Genomic DNA, 13,437 nt, shown 5'->3' on the forward strand with positions numbered 1-13,437 from the left:
CACGACACCGGGAGGGAGAGCCATGGGCACGACCGGCGAGTACCGGGCCGAGCCGGAGGCCATGCGCTCCACCGTCGGCAACGTGGGCGGCATCATCGCCCACGGCATCAACGCCGTCGCAGACCTGGAAAAACTCGTCCTGCAGCCGACGACGTTCGCCAGCTTCGGCAGCGTCGTCGCGGCGGCGAACGAGGCGCTGCACTCGCAGCAGGTGACCGCGGTGCGCTCGTTGCTGCAGCTGCTGCAGGAGATCAACGGCCTGGTCAAGCACAGCGCGGACGCTTACCAAAGCGCCGACGAAGCCGTTTCCGACGGCTATGGCGGTGGCGGCGGCAGCTCCGCGCGGTCGCTGACGTCGATCTGGGGAACCCCGCACGCCGCGCACCTGGCCGCGGCGGCGATCACCGACAGCACCGGCGCGCACGGCGAACCGTCCTCGGTCGGCAATGTGCTGCGCTACCTCGGCGACGCGGACCTCGGCCGGCTCGCCGAGCATCCGCTGACCGACGCCCGGTTCCACGGCGTCGCGGACTTCAACGACTGGCTCGCCGGCGACGCCGACAACCAGGCGCGCGTCGGCCTGATCGAGGTCTACTCCGGCACCGCGCGCACCTTCGGCGACGTGCCCGGCGGTGTGCACAGCGGCGACGTCGTCGTGGTCGAGCCGCTGCTGCTCGCCGACCACAACCCGGTGATCGGCGTCGCCGGCGACGGCGGCGCCCTCTACAACCACGGCCCTGTCGACCCGGGCCTCGGCGGACTGGCCAAGGTCAGCGTTTACCGGCCCGCCTCCGTCTGACCCCGACCCCCGACCAAGTGAGGTCCGATGCTCTTCCCGAACTCCAGCGCGATGGACGCCACCGCCTCCAGCGGCGGCCCGATCACCGTGCTGCCGCAGATCGTCACCGGCCAGCCTGAGCAGATCGCCAAGCACGTCCTCGACCTGCTGCACAAGGCCGCCGAGCTGACCTCGCTCTACACCGAGCTGAGCAAGGCCGCCGACCAGCTCGGCAAGGTCTGGTCCGGCGGGGCGTCGGAATCGGCGCTGCAGAAGATCTCCCACTCGCTCGAACAGCTCACCAAGATCATCAACGTGATCGAGAAGGGCGCTGAGCTGCTGGGCGTCTCGGGCACGCTGGTGAAGGCGGCGCAGGAGGCGTACCGGTCGGTGGTCTCGGCGGTGAACCCGACCGTCGCGTCGCTGATGTCGAACTGGTGGACCTACGGGGCGGCGGTCGCGCTTTCCACCGCCACCAGCGCGACGCTGCGCGGATTCATCACCGCGGTGGGCGGTCTGCTGAAGGCGCTCGGCGCGGGCGACCTCGCGAACCAGATCACTCAGGTCGCGACGATCATCGGCGACATCGAGAAGCTGTTCCACCACGGTTCTTCCGACGCCAACGGTGCGGCGGGCAACGCAGCGGTGTCCGGCACTCCGGTCACCGCGCCGCAGCTGCCCGCGCCGGTCGCGAGCGCGTCCGGGCAGGCGGCCATCGGCGGCAGCGGCGGGGGAGTGCCTGGTGGCAACCCGTCGTTCACGAACTACACGCCGCCCGCGCTGTCCAACGGCGGCGGCTGGTCCTCGGGCAGCGGAACGGGAGCTTGGCCGTCCGGCGGCGGTGCCGGAGCGGGCGCCAACCCGGGGAACAGCTGGATTCCGGTGGACCCGGCCCCGGCTCCCGCCCCCGCGCCTTCGGTGCCCGCCCCGTCGACCGGCGCGCACGAGGTCGTGATCCACACCGATCTGAACACCGGCCAGTCGACCGTCGAAGCTCCGGCCGGGCAGGACGTGGACATCGATGTCGACGTCACCTACCAGGGCAAACACTTCCAGCAGCACGTCGACATCGACGCGAAGGGCGCGTAGCCGGTGGCCGTGGACGCGTCCGGAGTCGTCAGCTCGGTGCTGTCGGACTACCGGCAGGTGCTGGTCGAATACCAGCGCCGGGTCACCGGCGACCCGGCGGCGCTGGAGGCGGCCGCGAACCGCTGTGGCACCAACGCGTCCACGATGACCGGCAAGGCCACCGAAATCGCGGACGCTGCCACGGCACTGCACGCTGACTGGGACGGCGCTGCGTACACCGCGTACGCGACAGCAGCGTCCGACGTCGCGCACGCCTTGACCGAAGACGGCACGAAGCTGGCTGATCAGGGCAAGCGGCTGTCGATGGCCGGACAGCTATTGCGCTGGGCGCGTTCTGGCGTCGACTCGGTGCTTTCGCAGTTCGATCAGTACGGCGCGCAGCTCACCAACCAAGCGCGGGCGGCGGACCCGAATGCGGTGGGCGCTTTTATCGCTGCCGCAAGGGATTTGGGCGAGCAAGCGGTTGCGGCGGCCGGGCAGGTCGCGGATGAGCTGTCGGACGCGCTGGCCGAGTTGTTCCCCGCGCCGTGGGCCGGCCCGATGAGCAAGCCGGGCAAGCTGGGCAAACGCGGCTACGGCCCGTTGTCCTGGGTCAACGGCGACACGCTCGACGGACGGAAGCGGCCGCGTTCGGCGCCGTCGTGGTTCGGCAATTCCGGCTGGAAGAAGCTGACCTGGAACGGGCTGGAAGGCACTCGCGCACCGAAGAAGGCTGACACTCCGTTCGGACAGCCGAAGCCGAAGAGCGCGATCGCCCGCGGCACCGAGATCACCTACTACAAGACAGCGCACGAACAAGACGGCTTCATTCCGGAGTACGACGGGAAAATCTCCTCGCAGGGCTGGGACGCGAAGGCGTCCGGCCATGCCGAACTCGGGTTCCGCGAGGACGTCGGGACCAGCGGAAGCTACGGCGTCGCGCACGGCAGCGCTCGCGGTTCCGCGTTCGCCGGCGGCGAGGTCAGCGGTTCGGCACAGCTCGGCGTGCACGGGCTTGGCGTGCACGCCAACGCGTTCGCGGGCGGCAAGCTGGAGGGCCAGGTCGCGGCGGACGTCGCCGGGGTCGGCGTCGGCGCGAGCGGGAGTGTCCAATATGGAATCGGGGCGCAGCTCGACGGTCAGTTCGTCTATGACAACGGGCATCTGAAGATGAACTTCAAGGCCGGTGCCGCGCTGGGCCTCGGCGCGGGGCTCGGCGCGAAGATCGACATCGACCTGCCGAAGGTCGGCGCGGCGGTCACCGAATACGGCGGCGCGGCGGTCGACGCGGTCGGCGACGCGGCGAGCGAGGCGGCCAACGCGCTGGGCGGGGCTTGGGACGACGCCGCGCAGTATGTGGGTTCGTGGTGAGCGCCATGGCCGATCTGGTGACGCTCCCGCTGGGCTTCGACGTCCCGGAGGGCTGGACGCCGGTGCCGCCGATCGCGCCCGGCCTGGTCTTCGTCGCGGTGCACCCGAAGCCGAAGGCGGACTTCACGCCGAACATCACCCTCGGCATCCAGCAGCGCGAGGATTCGTTGCCGCTGAAGGAGATCGCCGACGAATCCGTCGAACGGCTCGGCCGCACGATGGCGCTGCTGGACGTGCTCGACCGCCAGGACGTCGGCAGCCCCGCCGCGCCGGGCTGCACCCAGACGTTGCGGCTGCGCACCGGCGAAGGCCAGGATCTGCTGCAGATCCAGGTGTTCCTGACCGTGCCCGGTCCGGCCGGGCGGGTCGTGCTGGAGCTGGTGTGCACGGCCGATCCGCAGGACGCGCGCACGCTCGTCCCCGATTTCCGGAAGTTCGTCGCCAGCGTGCACGTCCGCCGGGAAACCCCGCAGGAGAAGGAGAACGACGGTGACTGAACCGTATGCCGTGCCGGACATGGACGAGCTGCTCGCGCAGGTCCGCAAGCAGACCGAAGAGGTGCAGCGGATCCAGCGCACGGTCGAGGCGATGGAGGTCAAGGCCGCCTCGCGGCAGAACGAGGTGACCGTGACGCTGCGCGGCGACGGCCGGTTCACCTCGGTCGACATCGACCAGCGGGCGATCCGCGAGTACGACGCGCGCACGCTGTCGGAGATCGTCCTCGAAGCGGTGAACGCCGGTCTGCAGAAGCTCGCCGAGGCGAGCAGCGCGAAGTTCGCCCCGGTGATCGAGGCGTCCAGGTCCCAGCAGTGAGCGCGCCGGCCGTCGCCGGGTCGACCCGGCGCGTCACGATCGTCACCCCGCGCGCCAGGGTGGACGTCGCGCTGCCGCAGCAGAGCACGTTCGCCGAGCTGGTGCCGCAGCTGGTCCGGCTCGCCGGGGCGGCAGGGCAGGCGTCGGCCGAGCATCCGGGCTGGGTGCTTTCGCGGCTCGGCGGCGCCCCGCTCGCACTCGGCCTCACCGTGGCCGCCGCGCAGGTGCGCGACGGCGAAGTGCTGCACCTGACCCCGCGCGAACGGCCGCGGGGTCCGTTGCTGTTCGACGACGTGGTCGATTCGATCGCGAGCGTCGGCGAATCCGCGTCCACCACCTGGGGGCCGAAGATCGCCCGGCGGGCCGGGATCACGGCGGCCGCGGTGCTGTTGTTCATGGGCGGGCTGCTGATTCAGGCGTCGCTCGCGGGCAGCGTGCTCGCGCCGATCGGGACCGGGCTGCTCGCGATCGTGCTGCTGCTCGCCGGCGGCGCGCTGAGCCGGGCGTACGGCGATTCGGGCGCGGGCGCGGCCGGTGCGCTGGCCGGGGTCGGCGTGGCGTTCCTGTCCGGGATGTCTTTGCTGCCACCGCATTCGGTGTTCTCGCTTTCTGCCGGGCCGCTCGCCGCCGGGCTGGCCGCGGTGACCGTTTACGGCGTGCTGGCCGCGGTTTCGGTGGCTGACCGGTTGCCGTTCTTCGTGGCTGTCGTCGGTTCGGCCGGGATCGGCGCGATCGCGACCGGCGTGGTGCTGCTGACCGGTGCGAAGCCGGTCGCCGCCGCGGCCGTCGCGGCAGTGCTGGCGACCGCGTTGGCGGCCGTCGCGCCGATGCTCGCGCTGCGGCTGGGCCGGATGCCGCTGCCGCGCGTGCCGGACGACATGGAATCCTTCCGCGCCAACGAACAGCCGTCGCTCGGCGCGGAAATGGCCGGCCGGACCACGTATGCGCAGGCGTTGCTCACCAGCCTGCTGGTGGCGCTCGGGCTGGTGGTCGTCGGTTCTTCGGTCGTGCTCGCCACCGGCGGGGCGTGGGAAGCCGGGCTGGCCGGGCTACTCGGAGTCGCGTGGATCCAGCGTTCGCGCGCTTACGCCGGACGCACGCAGCGGCTGGTGCTGGTCGCCTTCGGCCTCGTGACGCTGCTGGCCGCGGGGTTCTGGCTGATCGCGGGCAACCAGCGGATCGCGCTGCTCGCCGTCGGGCTGACGCTGGTGCTGGCCGCGGTGGTGTCGCTGTTCTACGCGACGCGGGTCGCGCGCGGGGTGCGGTCGCCGTATTGGTCGCGGCTGCTGGATATTTCGGAGTTCCTGGTGCTGCTCTCGCTGGTGCCGTTCGTGGCGTTGATCGCCGGGGTGTATGAGGCGGTCAGCGGCTGAGCGGACTCGCGGCTTTCAACGTGCGCAGGACCGGTGCGGTTTCGCAGGAGCGAATGCCGGGCAGTGCGCCGAGCCGGTGGGTGAGGTAGCGGTGCAGGGCAGGGGGATCGGCGCAGAGGGCGTGCGCGAGCAGGTTCGTCGGTCCGGTGGTCGCGGCTACCACGGCTAGCTCGCGGTGGGTGGCCAACTCGGTGGCGACGGCGTCGAGATCGGCTGGGGCCACGGCCATCCACAGCAGTGCCTGCGTGGTCGCGCCGAAGAGCCGGGCGTCGATTTCCACGTCGAAATAAAGAGTTTCCGCCGCGCGCAGGTCGGCGATCCGGCGTGCGACGGTCGCGGCGGACCAGCCGGTGACGCTCGCCAGCTCGGTCTGGCCGAGGCGGCCGTCGCGTTGCAACGCGGTGAGCAGCGGTTCGTCGGCGGGCGTCGCTTCGGCGTTCGTGGCGCGGGTTTCCGGTTCCAGCTGGCGGCGCTGGGCGTCGGTCAGGACTTCGGCGCGGCCCAGCCAGGCGGTGGGGCCGCCGTGGTAGAGGTGCAGCAGCTGGTGCGCGGAGACGGCGGTGATGCCGTTGGTGCGCGGGATGTCGTGCAGCAGCAGGCCGTGCCCGGAGCCGTCGGGGGTGTGGACGATGACGCAGATCTCCGTCCCGCCGCCGGCGAGTTTGACCCAGGTCGTGTCGGTGCGCCGGACGAGTGCGTCGGCCACCCGTTGCGCGACCGCCGGGACGACCGTGAGCCGCACGAGCCACTGCGTCTGCCCGGCGCGATGCGGCGCGGCCAGCCCGACGACGCGCAGCCCAGCCTCGGCGCACAGCTTCCGGTAACGGCGCGCGACGGTTTGCGTCGAGACGCCCAGGACGGTGCCGATCCGCGCGAACGGGGCGCGGCCGTCGATCTGGAGCGCGTGGACGAGGGCATGGTCGAGGTCGTCGAGCATGGCTTGATTCTGCACCATGCTGGCCTTGATGGAAGATTTCTGTTCGTTCACGCTGGTGACTGGAATCCTTCGCGACCACTGTCCAGGCTGGCGGCATGAACGATTCCCGCCGCTGGGCCGCGCTGGCGGTCCTGCTCGTCGCGGAGGCGATGAACCTCCTCGACACCACCATCGTCCAGGTCGCCGCTCCCGCGGTGCACGCCGAACTGGGCGGCGCGCCCAGCACGATCTCCTTCTACACCGCCGGTTACACGCTGCCCTTCGCGCTCCTGCTGATCACCGGCGGCCGCCTCGGCGACGTGCTCGGTCGTCGCCGCACCTTCCAGCTCGGCGTGGCCGGTTTCGTGCTCGCCTCGGCCCTGTGCGCGGCCGCGACCAACCCGGCGTTCCTGCTGATTTTCCGCGCGCTGGAAGGAGCTTCGGCGGCCTTGATCATCCCGCAGACGATCGGGCTGATCCGCGTCCTGTTCGACGGCGCGGCCCGGGCGCGGGCGCTCGGCATGATCGGCCCGGTGATGGGACTGGCCGCGGTGAGCGGTCCGGTGCTCGGCGGACTGCTCACCGACGCCTGGTCGTGGCGGTCGGTGTTCCTGGTGAACGTCCCGCTCGGGCTCGCCGTGCTCGCCGCGTCCGGACTGCTCGCGGAGGACCGGTCGGCCACCCGGCCCCGGCTCGACCTGCTCGGGACCGGCCTGGTCGTCGTCGGCGCCGGGCTCGTGGTCTATCCGCTCCTGACGCACTGGAACGGCTACCTCGTCGCCGCCGGGATCGCGGTTCTCGTCGTTTTCGTTCTGCAGCAACGGTTTCACGGCAACCTGGTCGAACGCAGCCTGTTCCGCGGCCTTGGCTTTCCCGCCGGGCTGGTGACGTCACTGCTGTTCTTCGCCGTGATGAGCGGCCTGACCCAGGTCGTCGTGTTGTTCCTGCAACTGACCCAGCACGCCGATGCCCGCACCGCCGGACTCTCGTTGCTGCCATGGTCGTGCGGGCTGGCCGTATCGTCCTTTGTGGCCGGACGCTGGCTCGTCCCGCGCTACGGCTCGCGGATTCTCTTCGCTGGCGTGGCTTTCCTGGCTCTGGGCATTGCCGGTATCGCGCTGGGCTGGCCGCTGCTGCTCTCGCTGGCCATCGCCGGAACCGGGACCGGACTGTTCACCGTGCCGTTCTTCACCGCTGCGCTGGCGCTCGTCCGCCCTGCGGAAACCGGTTCGGCGGCCGGGCTGCTGAACGCGGTGCAGCAACTCGGCGGAACCGTCGGAGTCTCTGTGCTGACCACGGTTTTCCTCGCCACCGACGTGACGGTCGCGTGCTGGACCGCGGTCGGGCTCACTGCGGCGGCCGGAGTGACCGCGCTTGGGCTCATCCGCGGAACGCGCGCCGATAGTCCGTCGGAGCCGTCCCCAGCCGGAGTGTGAAATGGCGGCGGAGGTTGGCCGCCGAACCGAGCCCGCTGCGTTCGCCGATCAGCTCAATCGGCAGGTCGGTGGTTTCCAGCAGGCTGCGGGCGTGCAGGACGCGCTGGCCGAGCAGCCACTGCAGCGGCGTGGTGCCGGTGGCCTCGTGGAACCGGCGGACGAACGTGCGCGGGCTGACCCCGGCCTGGCGAGCCAGCTGCTCGACGGTCAGCGGCTGGTCGAGGTGGCGCGTCGCCCAATGCAGCACCGGACCGAGCCCGGCGTCGTCGGTCTCCGGCACCGTCGCGGACACGTATTGCGCCTGCCCGCCGCTGCGGTGCGCGGGCAGCACCATCCGGCGGGCGACCTCGTTGGCGACATGCGCGCCGAGGTCGCTGCGCACGACGTGCAGGCAGAGGTCGATGCCCGCGCTGCGGCCGGCGCTGGTGAGCACCGGCCCGTCGTCCACGTACAGCACCGACGCGTCCACCTGAACCTGCGGATGAAGCATGGCGAGCGTGGCCGCGTACATCCAATGCGTCGCCGCGCGCCGTCCGTCGAGCAGCCCCGCCGCCGCGAGCGCGAACGCGCCGGTGCACAGCGAAACGATCCGCGCGCCTTGGTCCGCCGCTTCGCGGATGGCGTCGACCAGGTGCGCAGGGACTGGTTGTCCATTTTGGACACACGCGTACGGCAAGGCGGGCACCAGCACGGTGTCCGCGTCCTTGAGCGCGTCGAGCCCGTGCCCGGCGTGGTGCCGGAAGCCGAACTCGGTGCGGGTTTCCGGCTTCGCCGCGCAGAACCGCAGCTCGTACCAGGGATCGGCGAGGTCGGTCCTGGCCGGTCCGAACACCTCCGCCGCGATGGCCAGCTCGAACAGCGGCATGTCGTCGACCAGCGCGACCGCGACGGTTCGCATGGTCCGAGGATACGGCAGGAATTTTGCGGAAGCAGTCAGTCCTGCCACTCGCTCCGTCGTCGGCGCGGTGGCAGATTCGCCTGCGTGACCGTTGTGGAGCTTCGCCAGTACACCCTCCGGCCCGGGCAACGGGACGTCCTGATCGACCTGTTCGACCGGGAGCTGCTGGAACCGCAGGAAGCCGCGGGCTGCGCCGTCGTCGGCCAATTCCGCGACGAGGACGACCCGGACCGCTTCGTGTGGTTCCGCTCCTTCCCGGATATGGAGGCTCGGCACGCCGCGCTGACCGCGTTCTACCTCGAAGGCGAGGCCTGGCGGAAACACCGCGACGCCGCCAACGCCACCATGCTCGACAGCGACAACGTCCTGCTGCTCCGCCCCGAAGCTGACTTTCCACCGCTGTCCCGGCCGCTCGATTCTGTCTCCTCGCCCTCCCGGATCCTGGTGCTCATCGGCCCGGCTTCCAGCGACTTCGTCGAGCCTTTCGCTTCTTTCGTGACCGAACCAGCGGAGAACACCTTCCGCGCGCTGCCGGTGCGGGAAGGGGAGAACGTCCGGGTGGGAGTCTGGGTTTTCCCTGACCTGGCCGCGCGGCAGGCTTTCGAACGCGGGTTGCCTACAAACCAGACACAGCGGCTTCGCCTGACCCCGACGTCACGTTCGGCGCTTCGCTGAGCCGCTGGGCGACGAGCTGGTCGAGCCGATGCCAAGCCGGGCTGTCGAGATGCCCGGTGAGCAACTCGACGACCTGATGGGGGACCTTCCGGAAGTCCGGCAGATCAGAAGGCAACGTCATCCGCCGCCCGAGCGCGGCGGCCTTCTCCGCGACCCCTTCCAGCCGAGGATCGTCCGGCGGCCAATCGATCGCCTCGTCATACGCGCGGAGAACGGCGACATACTCCGGATCGTCCAGCAACGCACTGCGGCTGGCGAGAATCGCGCGGCTGATTTCCGGGGCCAGCGCACAGGCGAGAATCCAGCCGTCGCGGATCGCGTGCTCGTGGCGCTCGGACAGCCCGATCGGCCGGAGCCGCTCCATGAACGAGACGGCTTCGGGCGGCAGGCAGAGCCGGTCCGGCTGATCGAGATGCCGCAACCGGACGCGGCGCTGTTCGAGCTGCCGGATCCGGTCGCGCAACTCGGCGTCGATCTGCTCGATCTGGCCCGTGCTTCCCCGCAGCACGTCCGGGATGCGGGCCAGTGGGACCCCAGCCTTGGCGAGCGTGACGATACGGGCCAGGTCGATGACCGCCTGCGCGTCGTAGCGCCGGTAGCCGGAGGCGTCGCGTTCGGGCTCGGGCAGCAGCCCTTTGGCGTGGTAGACGCGGACGGCCTTCGCCGAAACCCCGGCTTGGCGGGCGAGCTGCCCGATGGTGAGCATGCCTCCAGTATCGCGCTTGACCTTGTCCCTGGGGCAAGGTTGGAGACTCGGCGGCATGCACGATTACGACACCCTGCGCGCACTCGCCGACGAGGGGAACGAGACCGCACTGGACCGCCTCGCCGACCTCGCCGACGGCCGCGGCGACCTGGCCGAACTGTCCGACTTGCTGGACGAGGGCAGCGAACAGGCCGGCCGCCTGCTGACCCGCCGGGCGGTGGCGAACCGCGACCTGCGGGAGCTGCAGCGGTTGTCGGATGCGGGGAGTAGCGAGGCGGAGACGGAGCTGGAGCGGCTGCTGCGCGCGGATTAGGGCCAACGTCCGTGAGGGGAACCTTCACAGACCCTGATTCCAACGCCAGGGACTTGAGGCGGCGCTGTGGGTGCCGTTGAGGCTCGTCTTGTCCAGGCCGAAGGAGCTGGTCAGGGCCGGTGCCGCTCTTGGCGGGCTGGCGGGCTGGCTCGCGCGGGGTTTGGCCGTCCGTGAGGGGAACCCTGAGGGACTCTGATTCCCTCAGGGTTCCCCTCACGGACCTCCGAATATGGTCATGCGGGATTAAACCGGTCATTTCGGCGGCGTGGGCGTCCTTTGTGGATGGTCGCCAGGCTGAGGTCGCGCGGCTTAAGTCCCCGGCGTCGGACGCGCGGGTCGTGAGGGTTCCCCTCGCGGAATCAGTGTCCGCCAGGGTTCCCCTCACGGACGTTCCGCCACCCCAGGACGTCAGGTGAGCCGCCTACCCCGCTGACCTCCGGTTGAGCCCGCGGATCTTCCGCATCACCGGAATCGCCAGCAGGCAAGCCACCACCCCCGACCCGAACAACACCGGGTAATTCGGGCTCGTCCCGGAACCCACGGACAACAGCACCGGACCGTAAACCGGAACCAGCGAACTGGGCAGCGTAAGGGCGATATTCACCACCCCCATCTCCCGAGCGGCCTCCCCGTCCCCGGACAGCAACGCGGCCGGCACCGCGAAATGCCCGCAGAAGTACCCGCCGAGGCCGACCCCGGCGATCGCGGCGCTGAGGTACAGCATCGGGACGCTCCTCGCGACGATCATGACCGCCAGAGCCAGCGCCAGCATGACCGCCGACGAGAGCATCATCAGCCCGCGCCGGCCGAACCGGTCGGTGATCCAGCCGCCGGCCAGGCTCGCGGGCAGGGCGATGCCGAAGGCGATCAGGTTCACGACGAACGCGGCGTGCGCGACTTCGCCGCCGCCGACGCCCAGCACGTCGGACAGGTAATAGACCAGGTAGGTGGTGAAGGTCGAGAACCCGGTCGACAGCAGGAAAACCATCAGACAGGCCCAGGCAAACGGCGGGTTGTGCCGGGGCCGGAACGAGAACATCCGGGCGAGGTCGCGCACCCCGAAGGGGAGCCGGTCGGCCGGGTCGAGGCGCCGGTCTTTCAGGACGGCGCACAGGATGACGACGGTGATCGGCGCGGCGATCGCGGGAAGCAGGAACATCCAGAACGGCGGCAGCCCGGCGACGGCCTGCGCGACGAAGCTGCCGCCGATCATCGCGATCGGGAAGCAGACGCCCATCAGCGCGCTCACCACGCCGCGCCGTTCAGCCGGGATCTGGTCGGGCAGCAGCGCCACCATCGCGGCGAGTCCGGCGTTGAACAGGACCTGGGTCAGGCACCAGCCGAGCACGACCGTCGTCGTGGTGGTGGCGAACGCGACGACCAGCAGCCCCGCCGTGCCGCCGAAGATGCCCACGATCAGCCAGGGTTTGCGCATCCCGAACCGGGACGCGGTGCGGTCGGACAGGTGGCCGAAGAGCGGGTTGGCGACGACGGCGAGCAGTGCGCCGAGGCCGAGCGCGAGCGCGAGGGCCCCGACCTTGTGCTCGGGGTCGATCTGCTGGAGCCGGAGGGCGACGGTGACCGACGCCGGCGTGATGAGCGCGAAGTAACAACCGAGCAGCGCCGCGATGTAGGCGACGACGAACTTCGGGCCTGCGGTGCGAACGGACCGGTCTGCACTGACCGTGTGCGTCATGGCTTTCTCCGAGAGGGGATCGGTTCCGCGGGTCGCCGGGGCGACGCAGACGCCACCCGTGGTGGCGGTTCCGACGTTCTCGGGCGTGAGACAGCAAGGATGTTCGCCTCGGCGAAGCGTGCTGTCAAGCCCGGATTCCCTTCAGCGACCGGATTCCGGCCGGCGAAAGCGTGTGTTCCACCGCTGAGACGATCCCGCCCGCGACGCCCGCGTGCCTGCCGAGTTCGCTGTGCGTCAGCACCAGGTTCCGGGTGGCCAGCGGCAGCGCGCGGCGGTAGACGACGCTGCGGATCCCGGCGAGCACGTCGTCTCCCGCCGCGGTGATCAGGCCGCCGAGCGCGATCGTCCGCGGATTGTAGAAGTGCACCAGCATCGCGACGACCTCGCCGATCGTTTCGGCCGCGGTGCGGACGTGCCGCACCACCGTCGGTTCCCCGTCGCGGAGCGCGCGGGCGAGGTCCTCAATGGACTCCAGCGCGGGCAGTTCGTCCCGGACGAGGCGGAGCACCGCTCCGGCCGACGCCACGGCTTCGACGCAGCCGACGTTGCCGCATTGGCAGACGGTGTGGTCGTCGCCGGGGACGCGCACGTGCCCGATGTCCCCGGCCGCGCCGTCGGAGCCGCGGTGGATGCGCCCGTCCGCGAGGACAAGGCCGCCGCCGATCCCGGTGCCGATCTTGAGGAACAGCAACGGATTCGCCTCGGCGGGCCGCGCCCGTGCCTCGCCGAGCGCCATCAGGTTCACGTCGTTGTCGACGAGCACGGCGCAGGAAAGCCGTTCGCCCATCACCTGCCCGACCGGGAACCGGTCCCAGCCGGGCATGATCGGCGGCCGCACCGGTGAACCGGTCTGCGCGTCGACCGGGCCGGGCAGTCCCATGGCGAGCGCCGTGACCTCGCCGGGCTCGACCCCGGCTTCGCGGAGCAGGCCGCGCAGCCGGTCGGTCAACGCGTCCAGCGCGGCTTCGGGACCCTGCTCCAGCGCCAGCGGGAACTGCTGCTCGGCGAGGATCGTCTGCGCCGTGTCGGCGACGGCGACCCGCGTGCTGTGCGCGCCGAGGTCCGCCGCCAGCACCACTCCCGCCCGCGCGGCGAGCCGGAGCCGGTGCGCCGGGCGGCCGCGGCCGGCGTGCGCGGCGGTGCCCGATTCGGCGAGGACGCGGGAGCGCAGCAGCGAGTCCAGATGCCCGTTGAGCGTGGACCGGGACATGCCGGTGGAGCGGACGAGCGCCGCGCGCGTGTCCGCCGAACCGGACGCGACGAGCCGGAGGATCTGGCTGTGCGCCCGGTCGGCGGCGTCGTCTTCCGGGGCGGGCGGGGAGGAGAGCCGGACGGGGGCCCAGTCGGTCATGATCCGGATGTTAGACCATTAATGGCTGCTTTTTTGACTGAAA

At 70.8% G+C, this 13,437-nt stretch carries 14 protein-coding genes; 9 read left to right on the plus strand and 5 right to left on the minus strand.

Going from position 1 to position 13,437, the window contains the following annotated elements; all coding sequences use genetic code 11:
* Positions 1 to 22 precede the first annotated feature (22 nt).
* Genes ACFSVL_RS40975 through eccD form a run of 6 tightly spaced genes read left to right on the plus strand, consistent with a single transcriptional unit; the run spans position 23 to position 5,403 of the window.
* Positions 23 to 799, plus strand: a complete 777-nt coding sequence (locus ACFSVL_RS40975) for a WXG100 family type VII secretion target (protein ID WP_378312628.1) — start codon at positions 23 to 25, stop codon at positions 797 to 799.
* A gap of 27 nt (positions 800 to 826) precedes the next feature.
* Positions 827 to 1,867 carry a WXG100 family type VII secretion target gene (locus ACFSVL_RS40980; protein ID WP_378312630.1) on the plus strand — a complete coding sequence of 347 codons (1,041 nt, stop codon included), beginning with the start codon at positions 827 to 829 and terminating at the stop codon, positions 1,865 to 1,867.
* Positions 1,868 to 1,870: 3 nt separating this feature from the next.
* Complete coding sequence (locus ACFSVL_RS40985) at positions 1,871 to 3,217, plus strand: hypothetical protein (protein ID WP_378312632.1); 1,347 nt, start codon at positions 1,871 to 1,873, stop codon at positions 3,215 to 3,217.
* A 5-nt stretch (positions 3,218 to 3,222) separates the two neighbouring features.
* Positions 3,223 to 3,714 carry a hypothetical protein gene (locus ACFSVL_RS40990; RefSeq protein ID WP_378312633.1) on the plus strand — a complete coding sequence of 164 codons (492 nt, stop codon included), beginning with the start codon at positions 3,223 to 3,225 and terminating at the stop codon, positions 3,712 to 3,714.
* A complete protein-coding gene (locus tag ACFSVL_RS40995) occupies positions 3,707 to 4,030 on the plus strand; it encodes a YbaB/EbfC family nucleoid-associated protein (RefSeq protein ID WP_037809598.1) in 324 nt (107 codons plus the stop codon). Before ACFSVL_RS40990 ends, ACFSVL_RS40995 begins: the two co-directional genes overlap by 8 nt.
* Positions 4,027 to 5,403, plus strand: coding sequence for a type VII secretion integral membrane protein EccD (gene eccD, locus ACFSVL_RS41000; protein WP_378312636.1), 1,377 nt, complete (start codon positions 4,027 to 4,029; stop codon positions 5,401 to 5,403). Before ACFSVL_RS40995 ends, eccD begins: the two co-directional genes overlap by 4 nt.
* On the opposite strand, the gene ACFSVL_RS41005 is transcribed toward eccD, so the two are convergent.
* Positions 5,393 to 6,340 carry an Lrp/AsnC family transcriptional regulator gene (locus ACFSVL_RS41005; protein ID WP_378313189.1) on the minus strand — a complete coding sequence of 316 codons (948 nt, stop codon included), beginning with the start codon at positions 6,338 to 6,340 and terminating at the stop codon, positions 5,393 to 5,395. The two genes, eccD and ACFSVL_RS41005, sit on opposite strands and share 11 nt — an antisense overlap.
* Positions 6,341 to 6,435: 95 nt before the next feature.
* Between ACFSVL_RS41005 and ACFSVL_RS41010 the strand changes: the two genes are divergently transcribed.
* Complete coding sequence (locus ACFSVL_RS41010) at positions 6,436 to 7,755, plus strand: MFS transporter (protein WP_378312638.1); 1,320 nt, start codon at positions 6,436 to 6,438, stop codon at positions 7,753 to 7,755.
* On the opposite strand, the gene ACFSVL_RS41015 is transcribed toward ACFSVL_RS41010, so the two are convergent.
* The gene (locus tag ACFSVL_RS41015) at positions 7,700 to 8,653 is read right to left on the minus strand and encodes a helix-turn-helix domain-containing protein (protein WP_378312640.1); all 954 of its coding nucleotides are present in this window, start codon (positions 8,651 to 8,653) and stop codon (positions 7,700 to 7,702) included. The genes ACFSVL_RS41010 and ACFSVL_RS41015 overlap by 56 nt on opposite strands.
* Positions 8,654 to 8,737: 84 nt before the next feature.
* Here ACFSVL_RS41015 and ACFSVL_RS41020 point away from each other — a divergent pair, with 84 nt between their 5' ends.
* Complete coding sequence (locus ACFSVL_RS41020; RefSeq protein ID WP_378312642.1) at positions 8,738 to 9,328, plus strand: putative quinol monooxygenase; 591 nt, start codon at positions 8,738 to 8,740, stop codon at positions 9,326 to 9,328.
* Here the strand turns inward: ACFSVL_RS41020 and ACFSVL_RS41025 are convergent.
* A complete protein-coding gene (locus tag ACFSVL_RS41025) occupies positions 9,270 to 10,034 on the minus strand; it encodes a MerR family transcriptional regulator (RefSeq protein WP_378312643.1) in 765 nt (254 codons plus the stop codon). The two genes, ACFSVL_RS41020 and ACFSVL_RS41025, sit on opposite strands and share 59 nt — an antisense overlap.
* Before the next feature lie 55 nt (positions 10,035 to 10,089).
* Between ACFSVL_RS41025 and ACFSVL_RS41030 the strand changes: the two genes are divergently transcribed.
* Entirely contained in the window at positions 10,090 to 10,347 is a 258-nt protein-coding gene (locus ACFSVL_RS41030) for a hypothetical protein (protein ID WP_378312645.1), read from the plus strand.
* Between the two features lie 421 nt (positions 10,348 to 10,768).
* On the opposite strand, the gene ACFSVL_RS41035 is transcribed toward ACFSVL_RS41030, so the two are convergent.
* A complete protein-coding gene (locus tag ACFSVL_RS41035; RefSeq protein ID WP_378312647.1) occupies positions 10,769 to 12,043 on the minus strand; it encodes an MFS transporter in 1,275 nt (424 codons plus the stop codon).
* Positions 12,044 to 12,167: 124 nt separating this feature from the next.
* Positions 12,168 to 13,394 (minus strand): ROK family transcriptional regulator, encoded by a 1,227-nt coding sequence (locus ACFSVL_RS41040; RefSeq protein ID WP_378312649.1) that lies wholly within the window; start codon positions 13,392 to 13,394, stop codon positions 12,168 to 12,170.
* Positions 13,395 to 13,437 lie beyond the last annotated feature (43 nt).

Source organism: Amycolatopsis silviterrae, from assembly GCF_042684085.1.
Lineage (GTDB): Bacteria > Actinomycetota > Actinomycetes > Mycobacteriales > Pseudonocardiaceae > Amycolatopsis > Amycolatopsis silviterrae.

Coding starts and splice junctions, on each gene's coding strand:
- ACFSVL_RS40975 (WP_378312628.1), top strand. CDS start 23: ATGGGCACGACCGGCGAGTACCGGGCCGAGCCGGAGGCCATGCGCTCC.
- ACFSVL_RS40980 (WP_378312630.1), top strand. CDS start 827: ATGCTCTTCCCGAACTCCAGCGCGATGGACGCCACCGCCTCCAGCGGC.
- ACFSVL_RS40990 (WP_378312633.1), top strand. CDS start 3,223: ATGGCCGATCTGGTGACGCTCCCGCTGGGCTTCGACGTCCCGGAGGGC.
- ACFSVL_RS41005 (WP_378313189.1), bottom strand. CDS start 6,340: ATGCTCGACGACCTCGACCATGCCCTCGTCCACGCGCTCCAGATCGAC.
- ACFSVL_RS41010 (WP_378312638.1), top strand. CDS start 6,436: ATGAACGATTCCCGCCGCTGGGCCGCGCTGGCGGTCCTGCTCGTCGCG.
- ACFSVL_RS41015 (WP_378312640.1), bottom strand. CDS start 8,653: ATGCGAACCGTCGCGGTCGCGCTGGTCGACGACATGCCGCTGTTCGAG.
- ACFSVL_RS41025 (WP_378312643.1), bottom strand. CDS start 10,034: ATGCTCACCATCGGGCAGCTCGCCCGCCAAGCCGGGGTTTCGGCGAAG.
- ACFSVL_RS41030 (WP_378312645.1), top strand. CDS start 10,090: ATGCACGATTACGACACCCTGCGCGCACTCGCCGACGAGGGGAACGAG.
- ACFSVL_RS41035 (WP_378312647.1), bottom strand. CDS start 12,043: ATGACGCACACGGTCAGTGCAGACCGGTCCGTTCGCACCGCAGGCCCG.
- ACFSVL_RS41040 (WP_378312649.1), bottom strand. CDS start 13,394: ATGACCGACTGGGCCCCCGTCCGGCTCTCCTCCCCGCCCGCCCCGGAA.